This is a genomic window from Streptomyces sp. NPDC001231 (genome assembly GCF_042896885.1).
Classification (GTDB): Bacteria; Actinomycetota; Actinomycetes; order Streptomycetales; family Streptomycetaceae; genus Streptomyces.
The window spans coordinates 41,358-63,253 of record NZ_JBIAXS010000002.1 but is presented as its reverse complement, the minus strand read 5'-3'; the positions used below and the strand labels follow the sequence as shown (position 1 = coordinate 63,253).

Sequence of the window (21,896 nt, the reverse complement as noted above, 5' to 3'; positions counted from 1 at the left end):
GCCGTCCGCCCCGCGCGTGCGGCTACCCGCTACGGCTCACTTCGGCGGCAACGTGGGTCCGAACGGTGTCGTGTCCGGCTCCGGGTCCCGCGGCCCGAACAGGGCCGTCAACCCCAGGTGGACGATGAGCGCGGCCAGCGACCAGGCCAGCAGCGCCCCCAGGGCTTCGAGCTTCAGCGGTGCCGGGAACGTCACCCCTTTGCCCACGGCCTTGGCGTGGGCGACTACGTCCTGCTCGGGCCCGAGCCACACCCCGAGCCGCCACGCCAGCAGCGACCCGAGCAGTCCTCCGACGCACAGGGCCACCACCAGCGGCACGCCTCCGCGCCGCCGCACCAGGAAGACGGTCACGGCGCTCAGCACACCGAAGGCCAGAGCCAGCAGCGTGAACGTGCCGTCGACGCCGATCGCCTGCTCCCCCTCGGTGTCCTTGAGGTAGACGACCCAGTTGCTCCCGGACACATCGGCGATCAGCGGCACCCGGGGTGCCAGCCGCAGCCAGAGCAGTCCCAGCGGTACCCCGCAGAGCGCCACGGCGACCATGACGACGACGGCCTCCCGGATCTCGGCCGCCCATCCGGGCCCGTCCTGTTCGTACGCGCTCACCGGCCGGGCTCCGGCGGGCGGCACCTGCCAGGACTGCCAGGGCGAGACCGGCCCCGGCTGCGGGGCCTGCCCGGATCCCGATCCCGAGGACTCTGAGGACCCGGAATGCTGTGAGGAGCGCCGGTTCGGCGGTGGTGGCGGAGTCAACGGAGCGGTCACCTTGTCATCGTGCCAGTTGCGGGGGACGGCCGCGTCACCGGACGGCGGCCCGGCGATAGGCCCAGGTGGCGACGGCCAGCGAGACCACCCCGACCCCGGCGCAGACGGCCATGTCACCGGCCACCAGGGCCCAGTCGGGACGGGCCGCGAAGGTGTGCGCGTAGGCCTCCACGCCGTACGTGGACGGCAGCAGGTCGCGCAGCAGCCGTACCGCCTCGGGCATGCGGTCGGGCGGCAGCACGCCCAGCAGCAGCGCCGCCGACATGCCCAACTGGCCCAGCAGGGTGGCCAGTTCCGGGCGCGGCGCAAGCAGCCCACAGGCCGCGCCGAGCCCGGAGAGCGCGGCACCGGCGAGCGGGATCACCGCCACCAGCACCCACAGGTTGCCGAGCGGCAGCCCGAACAGCACGCACCCGAACACGGCGGTCACCAGCGTGCCCGGGACCGTGAAGGAGGCGTACGCGGCCGCCGCGCCCAGCACCACGGCCGCGGGTGGCACCGGCAGCGTCGCGTAGTGGTCGAGCCCGCCGCTGGCCCGCAGCTGCCCGAAGTACTGGGCGAGCAGGTTCAGGGCCACATAGGCGACGACGACGACCGAGGCGCCGGACACCACGAACCAGGCCTCACTGCCACCGCTGACCACGCCCCGCATCATGATCATGATGCCGACGGACTGGAAGGTCGCCACGAACAGCAGCGGGATCCGCGCCACCCGCGCCCGGGACAGCTGGGCCCGGTACACGGCGGCCAGCGACGGCCACAGCCGCGCCCGCGGCCCGAGCACGGCCGCCTCACCGGCGCCGCCGTCCTGTACGGCCGTCGCGCCCGGCAGCACACCGGCGGGTACGACACTCACGTCGAACTGCTCCCTTTCCCTGCGGCAGCGCACGCGGCCGGCTTGCCTCCGGCGGCGAACGACGCCGGGTTACCGCCGGCAGCGAACGCGGCCGGATCACTCGCGGCGGCGAACGACGCGGCCGGCTTGTCTGCGGCGGCGCACGCGGCCGGCACGGCGGGCGCCGTGGCGTCTCCCGCACCGGACTGGTTCCCACCGGCGCCCGCGTAGTCCTCCACGGATCCGTCGCTCCCCGCGCTCATGCCACTGATGGTGCCCACACGGCTCATGACTTCACCAGCCCCTGCCGGGCGGCGCCGCCCAGGGCCAGGTACACGTCCTCCAGACTGGGCGTGGTCAGGGTGAAGTCGTCCAGGGCGGCGAAGGCGGCCCCGCCGGTGACCGTGGCGACGGCGGCGCGGGCCTCCTCGGGCGCCAGCCGCAGCGTCCAGCGGCGGCCCGACTCCACGGCCCGCTCCCTGAGCACGGCGACCTCCGCCACCTCCAGGGGCGCCCGCTCCCGCCACACCAGCTCGACCCGCACCTCGCCGGAGACCCGCTCCTTGAGCCGGGCCGGGGTGTCGCAGGCGATGACCCGGCCCTGGTCGAGGACGGCGACCCGGTCCAGGACCGTCTCGGCCTCGATGACGTTGTGGGTGACCAGGACGACGGTCGTGCCGTGTTCGGCGCGCCGCCGGTCGACGGCGGACCACACCGCCCGCCGGGCCACCGGATCCATCCCGCTGGTCGGCTCGTCGAGCACCAGCAGCGGGCGTTCGCCGACCAGCGCGGCCGCGAAGCAGGCGAGCCGCCGCTGGCCGCCGGAGAGCTTCTTCAGCGGGCGCCCGGCGATCGGCGCGAGACCCAGTTCGTCGAGGACGGCGTCCCGCTCGGCCCGCGCCCGCCTGAGGTCCAGGCCGCGCAGCCGCCCGGTGGTCTCGGCGGCGAGCGAGACGGTCAGCTCGTCCAGGGCGGTGGACTCCTGTCCGAGGTAGGCGAGGATCCGCGCGGCCCGCTCGGGGTGCGCCACGATGTCGTGGCCGAGGATCTCGACCGTGCCGCTGTCGGGGCGCAGCAGTCCGGTGAGCTGGCGTACGAGGGTGGACTTGCCGGCGCCGTTCGGTCCCAGCAGCCCGAAGATCTCGCCGCGCCGGACGTCGAGCTCGACCGCGTCGGTGGCCAGCACCGCGGGCGTCCCGGGGGCGCCGCGCCGGCCGCGTACCGCGGGGTAGGTCCGGGTCAGTCCGCGCACCGCGCACACGACGTCGTCCCGGGGCCGAAATGCCTGTGCCGTGCGCGTACTCACAAGGGACGAGGGTACGTGGTCGCGGAGCCTCACTCGCCCTCGGGGCGCCCCGAGCCGGTCCGGTCCGCGCTTCAGTCGCCGACGGGAGCGCGCTCGGTGGACGTCCGTACGTCGATCTCCCGCCAGAACCCGGCCCGGATGGCGTACCGGTCGTGCTCGTCGATCTGGTCGTCCTTGTGCGCGAGCAGCCCGAAGCGGGCGGCGTAGCGCAGCAGCTCGCCGTCGACGCGGTGCGGGATCCGGGGGTACATCGACGACAGTTTCTGAAGGTGCGACTGGTCGCCCAGCCGGTCCACCCAGCGCCGGGCGAAGACCTGTCCCACCTCGTACGGGTCGCCGCCGACGGTCGTGATGTCCTCCTCCCGGTCCGCCCACCGCTGCTCGGCCGTCGTCAGCTGGGCGAGCGTCGGCATGGAGGCGGCCTCGGGGGGCTCGGCGGGCAGGCCCGGCCGGTCCACCCAGCCCCGGTCCGAGGACCAGCGCAGGGTCGCCGTGGAGGGGTGCTGCGGCGGGGTGCCGGGGGCGCGCAGGGCGGCGAGGTCCTTGGGGGTGGGCACGCCCTTGGCGGCGGGCATCCGCTCCTCGGTGCCGCCGCGCCCCGCGACGGCGGCCGGGTGCTGCCGCTGTTCGGCGGGGCCTTCGGCGGCCTGGGTGAGCGTGGACTCGGGCAGCGGCGCGGAGAGGATCGCGGCGATCTCGGGGCGGGGCGCGGGCGGTGGCGCGCAGATGCCGCCGAGTTCCTTGGCGCGCACGGCCTTCGTGATCCATGTGCGGTCCAGCACGCGCCGCTCGTCGGCCTCGGCGACCAGGTCCTCGGACTGGTTGTAGTCGCCGTCGGCGGCCTGCACCGCCCACAGGTGGACGGCGACGCCGTGCTCCTTGGCGGCCATCATGCCGGGCAGCAGATCGCCGTCGCCGGTGACGAGGACGACATCGGAGCAGGCGCGGTTGCGGGCCAGCTCGGTCAGTTCGGCGTGCATCGCGGCGTCCACGCCCTTCTGCGCCCAGCGCCCGTCGCTGCGGGTGAGCGCGCCGAGCCGGACGGTGACCCGGGGCATCACGCGCAGCCGGCGGTGCTCGGGCTGCGGTACGCGGTCGGGCGCGCCGTCGAACCAGTAGATGCGCAGCAGGGGCCGCTCCGTGTCGGACTCGGCCTGTTCACGCAGCCCCTGCACAAGGGCGGTGTGGTCGACGGTGATCCGGGACCGCGACGGCTCCCCGGCGAGAAGACTGGCCGCGGCGCCCAGCAGATACCCGGCGTCCACCAGGACGATGCAGCGGTCCACGCGATCCACCCTCTTTCCGGGAGGTTGCTTCGGCATGTGCTTCGGGATGTGCTTCGGGATGTGCTTCGAGTCTGCCCGACCCGGCCGGGGTTAACGGCCCGAACTCGATCTTCGGCGTGGCGTTTCGGGCGCCCGCGTCCCGACGCCCCGCGTTACATACGGTAATTATCCAACATGCGTTCATTGTCGGCCTATGTGAATCTGGTCCCGGCCCTGGCCCCTAGATCCCCCACAGGAGGCACACCATGGCCAAGAACCGCAAGCAGGACCGCAGCCGGCAGAAGGCGTCCGTGGCCGCGAACGGCCCGCAGGAGACGGAGCACTCCGCGTCGGAGTCGCAACCCGAGCATCACGCCCAGGGGCCGCAGACGAGTCCGACTGCCATGGCCCGCAAGGGACGTCAGAAGCGCTTCGGCCACAACTGAGTCCGGTCCATGAGCTGTTGAACAAAGCGCGGTAATCGACGAGGGGGCGTACCCGATGCGCACGGGTACGCCCCTCGTTCACGTCAGCCGGCCAGGCAGGACGGGCCGAGCAGGACCTTCAGATCGCCGAACAACGCCGGATCCGGCTTGACCCGGTGCCGGTCCAGACGCAGCACCGTCGTCCTGCTCGGCCCCTGGAGCTTGATGCGGACCTCGCTGTCGCCCTTGTGGTGACTGAGGATCTCACCGAGGCGGCTCACCATGGGCGGGGTCACCTTCAGTGCCGGGATGGTGAGGATCACCGGTGCGTTGCTCCCCGCGTTCGACAGGTCGGGGATCATCAGCTCCATCGCCACCAGGCGCGGCACGTCCTCCCGCTTGTCGAGGCGGCCCTTGACGAACACCACGGCGTCCTCGACGAGTTGGGTCGACACCAGCTGGTAGGTCGCCGGGAAGAACATGCACTCGATGGAGCCCGCCAGGTCCTCGACGGTGGCGATCGCCCAGGCGTTGCCCTGCTTGGTCATCTTGCGCTGGAGGCCGGAGATGATGCCGCCGATGGTGACGACCGCGCCGTCGGCGTGCTCGCCACCGGTCAGCTGGGAGATGCCCGCGTCGGCCTTGTCCGCGAGCACGTGCTCCAGACCGAACAGCGGGTGGTCGGAGACGTAGAGACCGAGCATCTCCCGCTCCTGGGCGAGCAGGTACGTCTTGTCCCACTCCTCGGCGGAGAACTCCACGTCCAGCCCGAAGCCGGGCTCGCCGCTGGTCTCCTCGCCCATCCCGCCGAAGAGGTCGAACTGGCCCTCGGCCTCCTTGCGCTTGACCGCGACCACGTTGTCGATCATCGGCTCGTACTGCGCGGTGAGGCCCTTGCGGGTGTGCCCCATCTCGTCGAAGGCGCCCGCCTTGATGAGCGACTCCGTGGTGCGCTTGTTGCACACCACCGCCTCGACCTTGTCGAGGTAGTCGGGGAACGAGGCGTACTTCCCCTTGGCCTTGCGCGACTTGATGATGGACTCGACCACGTTGGTGCCGACGTTGCGCACGGCGGACAGGCCGAAGAGGATCACGTCGTCGCCCTGCGCGGCGAAGTTCGACTGGGACTCGTTGACGTTGGGCGGGAGCACCCGGATGCCCATGCGGCGGCACTCGTTGAGGTAGACCGCCGACTTGTCCTTGTCGTCCTTCACGGAGGTCAGCAGGCCGGCCATGTACTCGGCGGGGTGGTTGGCCTTCAGATAGGCGGTCCAGTACGACACCAGGCCGTACGCGGCCGAGTGGGCCTTGTTGAACGCGTAGCCGGCGAAGGGGACCAGCACGTCCCACAGGGCCTGGATGGCCTCGTCGCTGAAGCCCTTCTTGCGGGCGCCCTCCTGGAAGATGGTGAAGTTCTTCGCCAGTTCCTCGGGCTTCTTCTTGCCCATCACACGCCGCAGCACGTCGGCCTCGCCGAGCGAGTAGCCGGCGACGATCTGGGCGGCCTTCTGCACCTGCTCCTGGTAGACGATCAGGCCGTAGGTGACGTCCAGGACCTCCTTGAGCGGCTCCTCCAGCTCCGGGTGGATGGGCGTGATCTCCTGCTGGCCGTTCTTGCGCAGGGCGTAGTTGGTGTGGGAGTTCATGCCCATCGGACCCGGCCGGTACAGGGCCGAGACGGCGGAGATGTCCTCGAAGTTGTCCGGCTTCATCAGGCGCAGCAGGGAGCGCATGGGGCCGCCGTCGAACTGGAAGACGCCGAGGGTGTCGCCGCGCTGGAGCAGTTCGAAGGTCTTGGGGTCGTCCAGCTCCAGGCCCAGGAGATCGATGTCGATCCCCTTGTTGGACTTCACCATCTTCACGGCGTCGTCCATGATCGTCAGGTTGCGCAGGCCGAGGAAGTCCATCTTCAGCAGGCCGAGCGACTCGCAGCTCGGGTAGTCCCACTGCGTGATGGTCACGCCGTCGGTGTGCCTGACCCAGACCGGGACGTGCTCGGTGATGGTCTCGCTGGACATGATCACGCCGGCCGCGTGCACGCCCATCTGCCGCACCAGGCCCTCCACACCGCGTGCGGTGTCGATGACCTTCTTCACGTCGGGCTCGTTCTCGTACATCCCGCGGACCTCGCCCGCCTCCGAGTAGCGGGGGTGCTCGGGGTCGGTGATGCCGGACAGCGGGATGCCCTTGCCGAGGACGTCGGCGGGCATGGCCTTGGTGATGCGGTCGCCCATCGCGTACGGGTAGCCCAGCACGCGCGCGGAGTCCTTGATCGCGTTCTTGGCCTTGATGGTGCCGTAGGTGCCGATCATGGCGACCTTGTCGGCGCCGTACTTCTCCGTCACGTACCTGATCACCTCGACGCGCCTGCGCTCGTCGAAGTCGATGTCGACGTCGGGCATGGAGATGCGCTCGGGGTTGAGGAACCGCTCGAAGATCAGGCCGTGCGGGATCGGGTCGAGGTCGGTGATGCCGAGCGCGTAGGCGACGATCGAGCCGGCCGCGGAGCCACGGCCGGGGCCGACCGCGATGCCGTTGTTCTTGGCCCACATGATGAAGTCGGCGACCACGAGGAAGTAGCCCGGGAACCCCATCTGGATGATGACGTCCATCTCGTACTCGACCTGCTTCTGGCGGTCCTCGGGGATGCCGCCGGGGAAGCGGCGCTCCATGCCGCGGCGGACCTCCTCCTTGAACCAGGTGACCTCGGTGTAGCCCTCGGGGATGTCGAACTTGGGCATGAGGTCGCGCTTCTCGAACATGCCGGTGGTGTCGACCATCTCGGCGACCAGGAGGGTGTTGGCGCAGCCCTCCTGCCAGGCGTCCGAGGAGTCGATGGCGTACATCTCCTCGGTGGACTTCAGGTAGTAGCCGGTGCCGTCGAACTTGAAGCGGTCGGGGTCGGAGAGGTTCTTGCCGGTCTGGATGCACAGCAGGGCGTCGTGGGCGCCGGCCTCGTGCGCGTAGGTGTAGTGCGAGTCGTTGGTGACCAGGGGCGGGATGCCGAGCTTCTTGCCGATCTCCAGCAGGCCGTCGCGGACCTTGCGCTCGATGTCGATGCCGTGGTCCATCAGCTCCAGGAAGTAGCGGTCCTTGCCGAAGATGTCCTGGTAGTCGGCGGCGGCCTTCAGGGCCTCGTCGAAGTGGCCGAGGCGCAGCCGCGTCTGGACCTCGCCGGAGGGGCAGCCGGTGGAGGCGACGATGCCCTCGGACCACTGGGCGATCGTCTCCTTGTCCATCCGGGGCCACTTCTGGAGCCATCCCTCGGCGTAGGCGTCCGAGGAGAGGCGGAAGAGGTTGTGCAGGCCGGTCCTGTTCACGGCCCACATCGTCTTGTGGGTGTAACCGCCGGAACCGGAGATGTCGTCCCGCTTCTGGTGCGGCTGACCCCATAGGATCTTGCGCTTGTTGCGCCGGGACTCAGGGGCGACATACGCCTCGATCCCGATGATCGGGGTGACTCCGGCCTTCTTCGCGGAGTGGAAGAAGTCGTACGCCCCGTGGAGGTTTCCGTGGTCGGACATGGCGATGTGCGTCATGCCCATCTCGTTGCAGGCGTTGAACATGTCCTTCAGCCGCGCGGCACCGTCCAGCAGCGAGTACTGGGTGTGGACGTGCAGGTGCGTGAACGGCGGCTTCGACACGGTTCGGCCTCCATGGACAACATAGACGACGTGCTGCGGACAGTCCGGGGGACAGCGTCGAAGTCTATGCCCCGGCACTGACACGCGGCCGCGTTTGCGCCGTACCTTCAGGCGGGACAGCGCGGGCACTCCGCCGCACCGCCGGACGTTGGTGTGGTGGAACGCCCAAGCCGGACCCACTCCACACGTCATGCACCACCTGCACCAGGAGGCACTCCGCGATGTCGGTCCCCCAGCTCAGCGACGAGCAGCGCGGCAAGGAGATCATCGCCGTCCTCGACACCGCCTTCGGCGAGCTCCTGGCCGACGATCCGGCCGCGTTCGGCACGAGGCTGCGGAGGATGGCGGCCTCGGCCCTCGCGTTCCACCGGGGCACGGCCTGCCTCTTCCACCACGACCAGGGCGCCGACCGGCGCGGCGGACCCTACCTCGACGACCGCACCTCGCGCGTGTGGATCCACGGCGACCTGCACACGGAGAGCTTCGGCACCTACATGGACGCCGACGGCCGGCTGGTCTTCAGCGCCACCGGTTTCGACGAGGCCTACGTGGGCCCCTTCACCTGGGACCTCAAGCGGTTCGCCGCCTCCCTCGCCCTCGTCGGGTACGCCAAGGCGCTCAGTGACGACCGGATCACCGAGCTGGTGACGCTCTACGCGACCGCCTACCGCGACCGGATCCACGCCCTGGCCACCGGTGCCAAGAGCGACGAGGTGCCGCCCTTCACGCTGGACACCGCCGACGGCCCCCTCCTGGACACGCTGCGTGACGCCCGTTCGCTGACCCGTGCCGGGCTGCTGGAGTCGATGACCGAGATCCGTGATTTCGAGCGCCGCTTCGCGTCCGGCGGCGGCGCGGTCGAGCTGGACGCCGCCACCCGCTACAAGGTCCTCGCGGCGTTCGATGGCTATCTGGAGACCCTGCCGGACGCGTCGCTGGCCCGCCCGGAGTCCTACCGCGTCAAGGACGTCGTCGGCCGCCACGGGATCGGCCCGGCCGGTCTGTCGTACGACATCCTCCTGGAGGGCCACAGCGACGCCCTGGAGCACGACGTGGTGATCTCCATCCAGCGGGCCCGGACCGCGGCGGCCGCCCGGCACATCACGGACCAGGCGATCCACGACCACTTCCAGCACGAGGGCCACCGCTCGGTGGTCTGCCGGCGTGCCCTCCAGGCGCACACCGACCCGTGGCTGGGCTGGACCGAGCTGGACGGCGCGGGCCGGCTGGTCACCGAGGTCTCGCCGTACGCCGTGGACCTGGACTGGGACCACGTCGACGACCCGGAGGAGATCGAGCAGGTGGTCGCCGACCTGGGCCGGGCCACCGCCGCCATGCACGCGGCGGCGGACGACACCTCGGGCGAGTCGCTGGTGCCGTTCTCCACCGAGCGGGCCATCGACGCGGCGATCGCGGGCGACGAGGAGGGCTTCGCACCGCTGCTCGTCGACTTCGCGCACGCCTACGGCGCACGCGCGCGTGCCGACCACCGCATCTTCGTGGACCTGCTGCGCAACGGAGGGATTCCGGGTCTGTGACGGATGGGCCGCACACAGGAACCCTTTAGGAGTCCCTTACCGGCCCGCATGACAGACTCTTGTCTCGCTATGGACATATCCGGGACCAGACTCAGAGCCGTGCGCGCGGCGCTGTTCACGGCCGTGGTCGTGACGCTCAGCACCGCGTCGCACGTGCTGCTGTCACGGGTCCCGCTGCCGCTGAACACGGTGGCGGCGGTCGCGGTCGCCGTTTTCCTGCTCTCCTACGCCCTGGCCGGCCGCGAGCGCGGCTTCGGGCGGATCGCCGCCCTGCTGGTCCCGTTGGAGCTGGCGGCCGACACCGTCTTCACCACCGGCCAGCACCTCTGCTACGGCCCCGCGGGCGGCCCGGTCGCCGGTCCCCTGCGCTCGGTCGGCTTCGACGTGCTGTGCGGCGGGCAGACCGACGTCGGCACCCCGCTGGCCCAGATGACCGGCACCGACACCGGCCGGCTGACCGCACTGCTCGCGCACGCCGACCCGGCCACGGCCTGGCTGCTGCTGGCCGCGCACGTCGGCGTCGGACTGGTCGCGGCCGGCTGGCTGCGCCGCGGCGAGCGGGCGCTCGCCCAGCTGCTGTGCGCGGTGGCCGCCACGACCTTCCGGCCGCTGCTGCTCGCGGTGGCGGCGGTCAGGGTGCGCCACACCCGCTCGGTGGGCCGGCCGGCGCGTCCCGCGCCGCGGATCGCCGCGCTGCGCGCCCGCATCCTCGTGCACTCCCTGGGACGGCGCGGACCTCCGTGCCCGGACGCCCTCGCGCTCGTCTGAGCGACGACCCCGGGCGCCCCGAGCACGACCAGTCCCCATTCGTAGTCCCGCGCACGAAGCTGCGCGTCCCACAGGAGAACACCACCATGAGCAAGCGGAACAGCCAGTCGGCGAAGACGGCGGCCCGGGAGCGGCTGCGCGCCGAGCGCGAGCGCGAGGCCAAGCGGGCCAAGGTCAAGCGGCAGATAACCGTGGCCTGCGCGGTCGTGGCCGTGCTGGCGGCGGCCGGCGGCATCGGCTACGCCGTCGTCCAGGCCAACAAGCCCAGCCACTGGGAGGCCGTGAAGGACGAGAAGGTCGTCGCCCCGGCCAACACCACCGGCACCGACGGCACGACCGTGGTCATCGGCAAGAGCTCGGCCCAGAAGACCCTCAAGATCTACGAGGACCCGCGCTGCCCGATCTGCGGCCAGTTCGAGGAAGCGGTCGGCGCGACCGTCAAGAAGGACGTCGACGACGGCAAGTTCAAGCTCCAGTACATCGGCGGCACCTTCATCGACAACCACGACAACGGCGAGGGCTCCAAGAACTCGATGAGCGCCATGGGCGCCGCGCTCAACGTCAGCCCCGAGGCGTTCCTCGAGTACAAGGCCGCGCTGTACTCGAAGAAGTGGCACCCGGAGGAGACCGACGACAAGTTCAAGAGCGACGACTACCTCATCAAGGTGGCGGACACCGTGCCGGCCCTGAAGAACAACGCGTCGTTCCGCGACGACGTCAAGAGCGGCAAGTACGACGCCTGGGCGGTCGCCATGTCGAAGACCTTCGACAACAACAAGGACGGTGTGGACGGCACCCCGAGCCTGGTCATGGACGGCAAGAAGGTGACCACCCCCGGCACCCAGAACCCGCCGATGACGGCGGACGAGTTCAACGCGGCGATGGACGCGGCCCTCAAGGGCTGATCCCCGGGCGGGCGGCACCGCCGCCGCCGTGAATCCCGCGCGAAGAGCGGGCGAACCTTTTCCGGTTCGCCCGCTCTTCGCACTTACCGGTCAGTAATCTGATCGCCCGTGACCAGTCGACAGAGCCACCTCGAGAGCGCCGACTCACCCGTCGCGCGCCGCCGTACGTTCGTCAAGGCCGCGGCGGCGAGCGCCGTGCTGGCGGGCCCGCTCGCCGCCGCGCTGCCCGCACGCGCCACCACCGGTGCGCCCGCCTTCCTGCACGGCGTCGCCTCCGGCGATCCCCTGCCGGATGGCATCCTGCTGTGGACCCGCGTGACCCCCACCCCCGAGGCGGCACCCGGCTCCGGGCTGGGCCCGGACACCGAGGTGCGCTGGGCGGTGGCCGGGGACAGGGGGTTCACCGACGTCGTCGCCGAGGGCTCGACCACCGCGACGGCCGCCTCCGACCACACCGTCAAGGCCGACGTCCGGGGACTGCGCCCGGCCACCGACTACTGGTTCCGCTTCTCGGCCGGGGGCACCGACTCCCCCATCGCCCGCACCCGCACCGCGCCCGCCGCCGACGCCGCCGTCGCCAACCTGCGCTTCGGCGTGGTCTCCTGCGCCAACTGGGAGGCCGGCCACTTCGCGGCCTACCGCCACCTCGCGGCCCGCGGCGACCTCGACGCCTGGCTGCACCTGGGCGACTACATCTACGAGTACGAGTCGGGGGAGTTCACGGCCCGCGGCAAGGTGGTGCGTCCGCACGTCCCCGCGCACGAGATCCTCGACCTCGCCGACTACCGCACCCGGCACGCGACGTACAAGACCGACCCCGATCTGCGGGCGCTGCACCACAGCGCGCCGGTCATCGCCATCTGGGACGACCACGAGTTCGCGGACAACGCCTGGTCGGGCGGCGCGGTCAACCACACCGAGGGCGCCGAGGGGACCTGGACCGCCCGCGCGGCGGCCGCCCGGCAGGCCTACTTCGAGTGGATGCCGGTGCGCACGGCGGTCGAGGGCACCACCTACCGGCGGCTGCGCTTCGGCAAGCTGGCCGATCTGTCCCTGCTGGATCTGCGTTCCTTCCGCTCGCAGCAGGCCGCCACGGGCAGCGGCTCGGTCGATGATCCGGACCGCACGATCACCGGCCGCGCTCAACTCGACTGGCTCAAGGCCGGGTTGAAGACGTCGAACACCACCTGGCGACTGGTCGGCAACTCGGTGATGATCGCGCCGTTCGCCATCGGCTCGCTCTCCGCGGACCTGCTGAGGCCGCTCGCCGAGCTGCTCGGGCTGCCGCGGGAGGGCCTGGCCATCAACACCGACCAGTGGGACGGCTACACCGACGACCGCCGCGAACTGCTGGCTCATCTGCGCGCGAACGCCATCCGCAACACCGTCTTCCTGACCGGCGACATCCACATGGCGTGGGCCAACGACGTCCCGGTGGACGCCGGCACGTACCCGCTGTCGGCGTCCGCCGCCACGGAGTTCGTGGTCACCTCGGTGACCTCCGACAACCTGGACGACTTCGTCAAGGTTCCCGAGGGCACGGTCTCGGCGATCGCCGCACCGGTGATCCGCGCCGCCAACCGGCACGTCCACTGGGTCGACACCGACCGCCACGGCTACGGCGTGCTGGACCTGACCGCCGACCGCGCGCAGATGGACTACTACGTGCTGTCCGACCGCACCAGCCCGAACGCGACCTCGGCCTGGACCCGTTCGTACCGCACACGCAGCGGCACGCAGAGGATCGAGCGCACCTACGACCCGGTCTGAGCCCTGGCCGGCGGCCCTAGTCGGTTTCGAGCTCCGCGAGGAAGCCGAGCGCCACCCGCCAGGTGGCCTCGGCGGCCTCCTCGTCGTAGTCCGGCAGGTCGGGGTCGGTGTAGAGGTGGCCGGCCCCGGCGTAGCGGTAGACCTCCACGTCGGCGCCGGTCCGGCCCATCCGGAGGTACCAGGCGCTCAGCCAGTCGTCCGGCTCGAACGGGTCGGGTTCGGCCACGTGCAGCTGGACGGGCAGGCCCTCGGCGCTCGCGTTCGGCGCGATGTCCGAGGTGCCGTGCAGCAGGAGCAGTCCGCGGGCCTTCTCGTCGCCGAGGGCGAGCGTCTGCGCGGTGGCGGCCCCGAACGAGAACCCGGCGTAGACCAGGCCCCGCTCCGAGTAGGGCGCCACGGCCAGCACGGCCCGCTTGAGCAGCTCGTCCTTGCCGATCGATTCCTGGCAGGCCCTGCCCTCCTCGACGGTGTCGAACGTACGGCCCTCGAAGAGATCCGGCGTCCACACCTCGTGCCCGGCGGCACGCAGCCGGTCCGCGGCCTGGCGCACCGCGGGTCTGAGGCCGTAGGTCGAGTGGAAGAGCACGATGTTCATGGGCCCATGGTGCCAGCCGGGTACGACGGCGCCGGCCCACCGCGGTGCGCGTCAGCCCGAAGAGAGCCTCGTCACACCGCCCCGCCCTACCCGCGATCTTCACATCCACACATGTTCACACCGCGCGTCGCGGGTTAGGTTCGCAGGCATGGAGAACGTACTCCGCCCTCTGATCGTCGTCGGCGGCTCGGTCGTCCTCACACTGGTCATCGGCTGGGCCACCGACCTGCTGCTGCGCAAGGCCGACGAACGGCACCGCGACAAACCGTTGTGGGGCCTGCTGCGCCGTGCCCGCGTCCCCTACCAGCTCGTACTGTGCGCCGCCCTGCTGCGCGGCTCCTACGACCAGGCCCAGTTGCTGGAGCAGCACCGGGTCGGCGTCGGCCGGACGCTGACCCTGGTGCTGATCGGGTCGGCGGCCTGGCTGGTGATCCGGATCGCGGGGGCCATCGTCGAGACCACGTACACGCGCTACGCCAACGCCCGGGCACACCGGGATCCGGCCCGGGTGCGGCGGGTGCGCACCCAGGTCGAGCTGATCATGCGCGTGGTCACGGCGGTGGTCATCGTGGTGGCGGCGGCCTCGATGCTGCTGACCTTCCCGGCGATGCGCGCGGCCGGTGCCTCGCTGCTGGCCTCGGCCGGCCTCCTCGGCATCGTCGCCGGTGTCGCCGCGCAGTCCACGCTGAGCAACATGTTCGCGGGGCTGCAGATCGCCTTCGGCGACATGGTGCGGATCGGCGACACCGTGGTCGTCAACGGCGAGTGGGGCACGGTCGAGGAGATCACGCTGACCTTCCTGACGGTACGGACCTGGGACGAGCGCCGGATCACCATGCCGGTGTCGTACTTCACGTCCAACCCGTTCGAGAACTGGTCGCGCGGCACCCCGCAGATGACCGGCACCGTCTTCTTCCACCTTGACCACCGGGCGCCGATGGACGCGATGCGCGAGAAGCTGCGCGACATCCTGCGCGAGTGCCCGGCCTGGGACGGCCGCGCCTACAACCTGGTGGTCACGGACACGACGCCGACCACGATGCAGGTACGGGCGCTGGTGACGGCGAAGGACGCCGACGACATCTGGACGGTACGGGTCGTGGTCCGCGAGCAGATGCTCCGCTGGCTCTCCGAACACCACCCCTACGCCCTTCCCCGCGTCACCACAGCCAACGCCACCCCACCCCACGACGGCACGGCCCACCCCGCCTTCGACAACTCCCGGACCGCCTCCGGCTGACCACCCACCGCCGGCGCCCGAGCCCCGCGCTCTCCTGACCGGCGGGCGCGCTGCATCGGGGTCGGGCCCGCCGTCGGCGGGCCGGTCGCCGCGTACCGCCCGCGGTGATCGTCGGCCGCCCAGCGGCGCGTGTTCGGTGGCCGTGGCCGCGTTGCGGGCTCAGTGGCCGCGTTCTGCGCCGCCGTTCACCTGGATGATCTGGGAGGTGATGTGCGCGGCGGACGGGGAGGCGAGCCAGTGGAGGGTGGCCGCGATGTCGCCCGGGGTGCCGGGGCGGCCGGTGGAGGTCTCGGCGATGAGCCGTTCGCGGCGGGCGTCGTCCATCGCGTCGCCGAAGAAGTCGGTGTCCTCGACGTACCCGGGCGCGACCAGGTTCACCGTGATCCCGCGCGGGCCCAACTGGCGGGCCAGGTCGTGGGCGTAGGGGTGCAGGGCGGCCTTGGAGGCGGCGTAGGCGCCGCTGCCCGAACCGCGGTAGGCGGCGATGGAGCTGAGGAACAGCACCCGGCCGCCCGGTTCGGCGAGCCGCTCCTTGAGTGCCTCCGTGAGCAGCACGGCGGTCAGGGTGTTGATCCGGAAGTTGACCAACCAGTTGTCGGCGACGAGGTCGAGCGGATCCTCCCGCTCCACCCGGGGCTCCAGCCGCCCCGACCCCCCGGCGCTGTGGATCAGCACGTCCACCGCCCCGAGCTCGTCGGCCACGAACCGGGCGACCGACCGCACCCCGGCCACGTCACCCACGTCCGCGGCGAAGGTCAGCGCGCCCGGCACGCCGGCCCGGTGCAGCACCTCGCCCCGCCGCCCGAGCAGCAGCACCCGGTCCCCGTCGGCCGCGAAGGTCCGCGCCGCGGCGAGTCCGATCCCCGTTCCGCCCCCGCTGATGACGACGTTGCGACTCATGGTCGCGAGCGTACCGAGACGACACCGGCCGGTCCCGTACGCCGAGCGGGGCTCACCGCAGACTGCGTACATCCAGGTGGCGCAGTACCCGGTCCACGATCTCCGGGTCGGCCCCCGGCTCCCGGCGCGCCGCCAGCACCTCGTGCCGCGCCGCGCTGAGCATCTCGCTCTGGATCCGCCGCAACCGCTTCTGCCGCCGTACGCGCTTGTCGTGGCCCTCCCGGCGCTCCTCCTCCCCCCACTGCGGGCTGATCCGCAGCCCGATGTCGAAGGCCCGCCGCAGCATCTGCTCGGACAGCTCCTCCGGAAGTTCCTCGACCGCCTCGATCTCCCGCAGCCGTCGCCTGGCCGCCCGCGCCGCCCGCGCCGCCAGCTCCTCCTCGAACGCCTTCTCCCGTTCGGTGTCCGCCCGCACCCCCAGCCGTTTGACCAGCCACGGCAGTGTGAGCCCCTGGAGCACGAGCGTCGCCATGATCACCCCGAAGGCGATGAACACGATCTCGTCCCGGTCGGGGAAGGGCGCGCCGCTGTCCGTCTTCAGCGGAATGGCCAGGGCGAGCGCCACCGAGGCGACACCGCGCATTCCGGACCACCACATGACGACGCTCTCCCGCCAGGTCATGGGGATGTCCTCCTCGTAGTCCCGCAGCGCGTGCAGCCGTCTGGTGAGCCAGGAGGCCGGCAGCAGCCACACCAGCCGTACGAGCACCACCACGGCCACGACCGCGCCCGCCCAGCCCAGCAACTCGCCCCACCGGCCCGAGGCGGTGCGCAGCGCGTTGTGCAGTTCGAGGCCGATCAGCCCGAACGCGACCCCGGTGACGAGCGTGTCCACGACGTCCCAGACGGTGTGCCCGGCCAGCCGGGTCAGCACGTCGTCGGCGTCGGAGGCGTACTCGGCGAGGAACAGCGCGGTGGTGAGCACGGCGAGGACGCCGGAGCCGTGGAGCTCCTCGGCCAGCACGTAGGAGGCGTACGGCACGAGCAGCGTCAGCCCGATCTGCAGGGTCGGGTCCCCCAGCAGGTCCAGCACCTTGTTCGTGCCCCAGCCGAGCGCCATGCCCACGGCCACCGCCACCACCGCGGACAGCACCAGGTCCAGCCCGGCCCGCCAGGCCGAGAACTCCCCGCTGACGGCGGCGGCGATCGCCACGTGGTAGAGGACGATGGCGGTGACGTCGTTGAACAGCCCCTCGCCCTCCAGGATCGACACCAGGCGGCGCGGCAGCCCGAGCTGCCCGGCCACCGCGGTCGCCGCGACCGGGTCGGGCGGCGCGACCAGCGCGCCCAGGGCCACGGCCGCGGCGACGGACAGCCCCGGCACGATGGCGTGCGAGACGAGGGCGACGCAGAAGGTGGTGACGAACACCAGCGCCACGGCCAGCAGGAAGATCGGCCGTTTGTGCGCCGTGAACTGCCGCCAGGAGGTACGCCGTACCGCGGCGTAGAGCAGCGGCGGCAGCAGGGTGGGCAGGATCAGAGCGGGCGGGATGTCGACGTTCGGCACGAAGCCGAGCACCGCGAGGACGATCCCGAGCAACGTCATCAGGACCGGCGCGGGCAGCCCGAACCGGTCGCCGACCGGGACGCTGATCACGGCCCCCAGCAACACGACGAACAGCAGGGCCAACTGATCCACGCTCAGCGCTCCGGGACGTCGGACGTTCACACGACAGGCTTCAAGCCTGCCACGCCACCCCGCTCACCGGCCGCTTCGCGCCCGTGGACTACAAGGCGCGCCGCATCGCCCGGTGCGGGATGCCCGCGTCGGGGAACTCCGGTCCGTACGCCTCGTATCCCAGTCGCTCGTAGAAGCCGAGCGCGTGGCTCTGCGCGTGCAGGTCCACCGCCGAGAGGCCGCGCGCGCGTGCCGCGTCCTCGATGGCGCGCACCAGGGCCGCGCCGACACCCAGCCCGCGCGTGTCCCCGGTGACGGCGAGCCGCCCCAGGGAGCCGACCGCCGGGTCGCCGCCCGTCTTCGCGGCGGCCTCCGCGCCGTACAGCAGCCGCCCGGTGCCGAGCGGCACGCCGTCCTCGCGGACCGCGAGCACGTGCACCGCGAGGGCGTCGTACTCGTCGTACTCGATGTCCTGCGGAACGCCCTGCTCCACCACGAAGACCTCCTTGCGCACCGCGAAGCAGGCCTCGCGGTCGGCGGGGTCCTCGGCGACACGCACCTCGTACGGCAGGCTCATGCGTACGTCTCCTCGCGGACCTGGTCCAGGGCCTTCTGAAGGTCCTCGGGGTAGTCGCTGGCGAACTCCACCCACTGGCCGTCGCCGGGGTGCTCGAAGCCGAGCCGCACCGCGTGCAGCCACTGGCGGGTCAGCCTCAGCCGCTTGGCGAGGGTGGGGTCGGCGCCGTAGGTCAGGTCGCCGACGCAGGGGTGGCGGTGGGCGGCCATGTGGACGCGGATCTGGTGGGTGCGCCCGGTCTCCAGCTTGACGTCGAGCAGGGAGGCGGCGCGGAACGCCTCGATCAGGTCGTAGTGCGTGACGGAGGGCTTGCCGTCGGCGGTGACCGCCCACTTGTAGTCGTGGTTCGGGTGCCGGCCGATGGGCGCGTCGATGGTGCCGCTGGTCGGGTCGGGGTGGCCCTGGACCAGGGTGTGGTACCGCTTGTCGACCGTGCGCTCCTTGAACTGGCGCTTGAGCGACGTGTACGCGTACTCGGACTTGGCGACCACCATCAGGCCCGAGGTGCCGACGTCGAGGCGGTGCACGATGCCCTGGCGCTCGGCGGCGCCGGAGGTGGAGATGCGGTAGCCGGCCGCCGCGAGGCCGCCGATCACGGTCGGGCCGGACCAGCCGGGGCTGGGGTGCGCGGCGACGCCGACCGGCTTGACGATCACGACCACGTCATCGTCGTCGTGCACGATCTCCATGCCCTCGACCGGCTCGGCGACCACCTGCACGGGCGCGGGCGCCTGCGGCATCTCGACCTCGAGCCAGGCACCGCCTCGCACCCGCTCGGACTTGGCGGCCACCGTGCCGTCGACCAGCACCTTGCCCGCGGCGGCCAGCTCCGCCGCCTTCGTACGGGAGAAGCCGAACATCCGGGAGATGGCGGCGTCGACGCGCTCGCCCTCCAGGCCTTCGGGCACGGGCAGGGTACGGATCTCGGGAAGCGTGCTCACCCGTCGAGTATGCCGGACCGGTCCGGCGGTCCCGTCCCGGGCTCAGTCCTTGTGGACGGTCCCGTCCGGGTCCAGGCCGCGGAAGGAGAGCAGCACGATCAGGATGCCGCCGCACACGATCGCCGAGTCGGCGAGGTTGAACACGGCGAAGTGCTTGGGCGAGATGAAGTCGACGACCGCGCCCTCGAAGACGCCCGGCGCGCGGAAGAGCCGGTCGGTGAGGTTGCCCAGCGCACCGCCGAGCAGCAGGCCGAGCGCGATGGCCCAGGGCAGGCTGTAGAGCTTGCGCGCGAGGCGGGTGATCACCACGATCACGGCGGCCGCGATGACCGTGAAGATCACGGTGAAGGCCTCGCCGAAGCCGAAGGCGGCGCCCGCGTTGCGGATCGCCTCCAGTTGCAGCCAGTCGCCGATGAGCTGGATCGGCGGGCGGTGCTCCAGCTTGGCCACCACAAGCATCTTGCTGGCCAGATCGAGGGCGTAGGCGATGGCCGCGACCGTGAACAGCACGGCGATCCGCCGCCGGCCGCGGGGCCGCTCGGCGGCGGTTGCCCGTCCCTCCGCGCCGGCCGGCGCCCCGCTCGTCCCGTCCGCGCCCGCCGCCGTGTGGTCGGTGCCGGGCCCGCCGGCCGGGGCGTGTGCCCCTCCGGCGCCGGACGGGCCGCCCCGCCCGGCGTTCCCTCCGGGGCGCTGCCGCCCCGCTCCCGCCGCGTCCGGAGTGTCCGGCGTACCGATGATGCGCTCCGCCTCTGCCACGTGAGTCCCTTGACCTAGGTACCTGACTGAGGACGAGACTACGGCACGCCTCGCACCCGGTTCAGTACCGGCGTTCCTGCTTCTGCTTGCACGCCACGCACAGGGTGGCGCGCGGGAAGGCCTGCATGCGGGCCTTGCCGATGGGGTCGCCGCAGTTCTCGCACAGGCCGTAGGTGCCCGCGTCGAGCCGTTGCAGGGCGCGCTCGGTCTGGGTGAGCATCTCGCGCGCGTTGGCGGCCAGCGCCATCTCGTGCTCGCGCGTGATGTTCTTGCTGCCGGTGTCGGCCTCGTCGTCGCCCGCGCCGTCGCCGGAGTCACGCATCAGGCCCGCGAGGGACTCCTCGGACGAGGTGATCTCGGTGCTCAGCCGCTCCATCTCGGACTCCAGCTCCGCGCGGGCCTCCGAGACCTCCTCCGGGGTCCAGGGATCCTCGCCCGGGCGGACCGGGAGGTCGCCCGGTTCCACCGCCGCGGCGATGCGCGCCTTGGGCACGGCGGTCTTCGCCGCCGCGGCCGTGCCAGGAGTCTTCTTCGCAACCACCGTCGTGGCTCCCGTCTGCTTCGCGGCCCGCGCCGCGCCCACCTTCTTGGCCGTCCTCTTCCTGCCCCCACCCGCTCCGGAGACACCAGGAGCCGCCACGCGACCCGCGCCGTCCCCATCCCCCCGCGCCCCCGTATCCGCCCCGCCGCCCCGGTCGGGGACCGTCCCCGCGGTCGCCCTCCTGGCCGCCTTCCGCCGTCCACCCGCCCCCGCCGCGCCCTCGCCGACACCCGCCCCGACGCCCCGCTCCCGCGCGTCCACCTCCCCGGCAGCCACACCCCCACCGGCCGCGCCCGCCCTCCCGCGAGAACCCTTCCCACCCGCCTTCTCGGCGGCAGCGGCGCTCCGGCCACCCGTCCCCGCCCCGGCCGTCTCCCGCACCGAAGCCTCGCCGGCCCCCGTCCCGTCACGGACGGACTGCTCCCGCGCACCCACATCCCCGGCAGCCACGCCCCCACCGGCCGCGCCCGCCCTCCCGCGAGAACTCTTCCCACCCGCCTTCTTCCGGGCATCCACCTTCTCGACGGCAGCGACGCTCCGGGCGCCGGAGTGCGCGCCCCCGACGCGCCCAGCGGTCGTCTCCTCGGCGCCCGCTTCCCCGTCGGCCGCCGCCCCGGCACCCGGCCGCTCGGCGGACGCCTTCTTCGCGGCCGTCCGACCGGTACGGGCGCCCCTGCCGGCGGCCTTCGCCGTCCCGAGGCCCTCGGCGGCCTTCTCCTCCCCGTCCGGGGCTTCGGCGGCGGACTTCTTCGCCGTGGCCCGCCTGCTCGGGGACTTCTTCGCCGCGGCGCCCTTTGCGGCGGGCTGCTCGGCGGCGGGCCGCTTCTCCGACGCCGCCTTGCCCGCCCCGGGCTTCTTCGCGGCCGTCCTCTTCGCCGTCGTCTTCCGCGCGCTCTTCGCGGGAGCCGCCTCCGCGGATTCCGGAAGGGCCGCCGGCCTCTCCCCCACGGCCTCCGACGCGGTGGCCTTCCGCGCCTCGCCCGACCTCGCGGCAGCCGGTTCCTCCCCCGGCGCACCGGTACCGGCCGGCCGGGACCGGCCCGGCTTGGCCGTGTTCGCCCTGGTCGTCGGGCCCCTGCGTCCGCGTCCCGTCGCCGGTCCGGCCTTGGCCGTGTGCTTCGGCGTGACCCTGTCATTCATGGCCACCGCCTCCTTCGCGACCGTGCCTGATGCCCTGGCCGCCGCTCGGGTGGTCTTCCTGGCCGCGCCGCCGACGGAATCGGGGACGGTGCCCCGGGACCTGCCGGACGCCGACTGCTCGGCGGTCTTCTTCGCCACCATGGCCGCGGCCCCTTCACATATTGTGATCTTGCTCGCGAATCGTGCTGGGACGATAAATCGACTCGAGTCCCGCGGCAACGGGGCACGCCGCCCGATTCGCCCGCCTCGCGCGGATCGCGCGGCCGGCATGCATGCGTTGTGCCCAGCTCGCCGCCACGTAATCCGACCAGCCACACGTCCTACGATCCGGACGGCACCGCCGCGCCGTCCGGGTCACCCCCCGGCG

Annotated in this window: 19 protein-coding genes; 6 read left to right on the top strand and 13 right to left on the bottom strand. The window is 72.0% G+C overall.

Annotated elements, in window-relative coordinates:
* Positions 1-36 precede the first annotated feature (36 nt).
* The 5 genes from ACFY3J_RS03015 to ACFY3J_RS02995 all read right to left on the bottom strand — a co-directional run bounded on the left by ACFY3J_RS03015 (position 37) and on the right by ACFY3J_RS02995 (position 4,192).
* On the bottom strand, positions 37-765 hold the full coding sequence (locus tag ACFY3J_RS03015) for an AAA family ATPase (RefSeq protein ID WP_384180280.1): 729 nt from the start codon (positions 763-765) through the stop codon (positions 37-39).
* 34 nt (positions 766-799) lie between these two features.
* A complete protein-coding gene (locus ACFY3J_RS03010) occupies positions 800-1,621 on the bottom strand; it encodes an ABC transporter permease (RefSeq protein ID WP_384180278.1) in 822 nt (273 codons plus the stop codon).
* Positions 1,618-1,863, bottom strand: a complete 246-nt coding sequence (locus ACFY3J_RS03005; protein WP_390840030.1) for a hypothetical protein — start codon at positions 1,861-1,863, stop codon at positions 1,618-1,620. Before ACFY3J_RS03005 ends, ACFY3J_RS03010 begins: the two co-directional genes overlap by 4 nt.
* A 23-nt stretch (positions 1,864-1,886) precedes the next feature.
* Positions 1,887-2,861: an ABC transporter ATP-binding protein gene (locus ACFY3J_RS03000; RefSeq protein ID WP_384180506.1), complete on the bottom strand. Its 975-nt coding sequence runs from the start codon at positions 2,859-2,861 to the stop codon at positions 1,887-1,889.
* A 116-nt stretch (positions 2,862-2,977) separates the two neighbouring features.
* Entirely contained in the window at positions 2,978-4,192 is a 1,215-nt protein-coding gene (locus tag ACFY3J_RS02995; protein ID WP_384180274.1) for an NYN domain-containing protein, read from the bottom strand.
* A 245-nt stretch (positions 4,193-4,437) separates the two neighbouring features.
* Here ACFY3J_RS02995 and ACFY3J_RS02990 point away from each other — a divergent pair, with 245 nt between their 5' ends.
* A complete protein-coding gene (locus tag ACFY3J_RS02990; protein WP_384180272.1) occupies positions 4,438-4,617 on the top strand; it encodes a hypothetical protein in 180 nt (59 codons plus the stop codon).
* Positions 4,618-4,700: 83 nt separating this feature from the next.
* Here the strand turns inward: ACFY3J_RS02990 and dnaE are convergent, their stop codons facing one another.
* A complete protein-coding gene (gene dnaE, locus ACFY3J_RS02985; protein ID WP_384180270.1) occupies positions 4,701-8,240 on the bottom strand; it encodes a DNA polymerase III subunit alpha in 3,540 nt (1,179 codons plus the stop codon).
* Positions 8,241-8,461: 221 nt separating this feature from the next.
* Between dnaE and ACFY3J_RS02980 the strand changes: the two genes are divergently transcribed.
* The 4 genes from ACFY3J_RS02980 to ACFY3J_RS02965 all read left to right on the top strand — a co-directional run bounded on the left by ACFY3J_RS02980 (position 8,462) and on the right by ACFY3J_RS02965 (position 13,221).
* Complete coding sequence (locus tag ACFY3J_RS02980) at positions 8,462-9,778, top strand: DUF2252 domain-containing protein (protein WP_384180268.1); 1,317 nt, start codon at positions 8,462-8,464, stop codon at positions 9,776-9,778.
* Positions 9,779-9,847: 69 nt separating this feature from the next.
* Positions 9,848-10,546 carry a hypothetical protein gene (locus tag ACFY3J_RS02975; RefSeq protein WP_384180266.1) on the top strand — a complete coding sequence of 233 codons (699 nt, stop codon included), beginning with the start codon at positions 9,848-9,850 and terminating at the stop codon, positions 10,544-10,546.
* A gap of 86 nt (positions 10,547-10,632) precedes the next feature.
* Positions 10,633-11,451, top strand: a complete 819-nt coding sequence (locus ACFY3J_RS02970) for a thioredoxin domain-containing protein (protein WP_390840027.1) — start codon at positions 10,633-10,635, stop codon at positions 11,449-11,451.
* Positions 11,452-11,559: 108 nt separating this feature from the next.
* On the top strand, positions 11,560-13,221 hold the full coding sequence (locus ACFY3J_RS02965) for an alkaline phosphatase D family protein (RefSeq protein WP_390840025.1): 1,662 nt from the start codon (positions 11,560-11,562) through the stop codon (positions 13,219-13,221).
* Between the two features lie 16 nt (positions 13,222-13,237).
* Here the strand turns inward: ACFY3J_RS02965 and ACFY3J_RS02960 are convergent, their stop codons facing one another.
* A complete protein-coding gene (locus ACFY3J_RS02960; protein ID WP_390840024.1) occupies positions 13,238-13,816 on the bottom strand; it encodes a dienelactone hydrolase family protein in 579 nt (192 codons plus the stop codon).
* A 148-nt stretch (positions 13,817-13,964) separates the two neighbouring features.
* Here ACFY3J_RS02960 and ACFY3J_RS02955 point away from each other — a divergent pair, with 148 nt between their 5' ends.
* Positions 13,965-15,056, top strand: coding sequence for a mechanosensitive ion channel family protein (locus tag ACFY3J_RS02955; protein ID WP_384180257.1), 1,092 nt, complete (start codon positions 13,965-13,967; stop codon positions 15,054-15,056).
* A 159-nt stretch (positions 15,057-15,215) separates the two neighbouring features.
* On the opposite strand, the gene ACFY3J_RS02950 is transcribed toward ACFY3J_RS02955, so the two are convergent.
* The 6 genes from ACFY3J_RS02950 to ACFY3J_RS02925 all read right to left on the bottom strand — a co-directional run bounded on the left by ACFY3J_RS02950 (position 15,216) and on the right by ACFY3J_RS02925 (position 20,905).
* Positions 15,216-15,956, bottom strand: a complete 741-nt coding sequence (locus ACFY3J_RS02950) for an SDR family NAD(P)-dependent oxidoreductase (RefSeq protein WP_384180254.1) — start codon at positions 15,954-15,956, stop codon at positions 15,216-15,218.
* Between the two features lie 52 nt (positions 15,957-16,008).
* On the bottom strand, positions 16,009-17,595 hold the full coding sequence (locus ACFY3J_RS02945; RefSeq protein WP_384180252.1) for a Na+/H+ antiporter: 1,587 nt from the start codon (positions 17,593-17,595) through the stop codon (positions 16,009-16,011).
* Positions 17,596-17,683: 88 nt separating this feature from the next.
* On the bottom strand, positions 17,684-18,151 hold the full coding sequence (locus ACFY3J_RS02940) for a GNAT family N-acetyltransferase (protein WP_384180250.1): 468 nt from the start codon (positions 18,149-18,151) through the stop codon (positions 17,684-17,686).
* A complete protein-coding gene (locus tag ACFY3J_RS02935; RefSeq protein WP_384180248.1) occupies positions 18,148-19,092 on the bottom strand; it encodes an RluA family pseudouridine synthase in 945 nt (314 codons plus the stop codon). Before ACFY3J_RS02935 ends, ACFY3J_RS02940 begins: the two co-directional genes overlap by 4 nt.
* A 42-nt stretch (positions 19,093-19,134) precedes the next feature.
* Positions 19,135-19,848 carry a signal peptidase II gene (gene lspA, locus ACFY3J_RS02930; RefSeq protein WP_384180246.1) on the bottom strand — a complete coding sequence of 238 codons (714 nt, stop codon included), beginning with the start codon at positions 19,846-19,848 and terminating at the stop codon, positions 19,135-19,137.
* 61 nt (positions 19,849-19,909) lie between these two features.
* Positions 19,910-20,905, bottom strand: a complete 996-nt coding sequence (locus ACFY3J_RS02925) for a TraR/DksA family transcriptional regulator (RefSeq protein WP_390840208.1) — start codon at positions 20,903-20,905, stop codon at positions 19,910-19,912.
* Positions 20,906-21,896 lie beyond the last annotated feature (991 nt).

Coding starts and splice junctions, on each gene's coding strand:
- ACFY3J_RS02950 (WP_384180254.1), bottom strand. CDS start 15,956: ATGAGTCGCAACGTCGTCATCAGCGGGGGCGGAACGGGGATCGGACTC.
- ACFY3J_RS02960 (WP_390840024.1), bottom strand. CDS start 13,816: ATGAACATCGTGCTCTTCCACTCGACCTACGGCCTCAGACCCGCGGTG.
- ACFY3J_RS02970 (WP_390840027.1), top strand. CDS start 10,633: ATGAGCAAGCGGAACAGCCAGTCGGCGAAGACGGCGGCCCGGGAGCGG.
- ACFY3J_RS02975 (WP_384180266.1), top strand. CDS start 9,848: ATGGACATATCCGGGACCAGACTCAGAGCCGTGCGCGCGGCGCTGTTC.
- ACFY3J_RS02955 (WP_384180257.1), top strand. CDS start 13,965: ATGGAGAACGTACTCCGCCCTCTGATCGTCGTCGGCGGCTCGGTCGTC.
- ACFY3J_RS02990 (WP_384180272.1), top strand. CDS start 4,438: ATGGCCAAGAACCGCAAGCAGGACCGCAGCCGGCAGAAGGCGTCCGTG.
- ACFY3J_RS03005 (WP_390840030.1), bottom strand. CDS start 1,863: ATGAGCGCGGGGAGCGACGGATCCGTGGAGGACTACGCGGGCGCCGGT.
- ACFY3J_RS02980 (WP_384180268.1), top strand. CDS start 8,462: ATGTCGGTCCCCCAGCTCAGCGACGAGCAGCGCGGCAAGGAGATCATC.
- ACFY3J_RS02940 (WP_384180250.1), bottom strand. CDS start 18,151: ATGAGCCTGCCGTACGAGGTGCGTGTCGCCGAGGACCCCGCCGACCGC.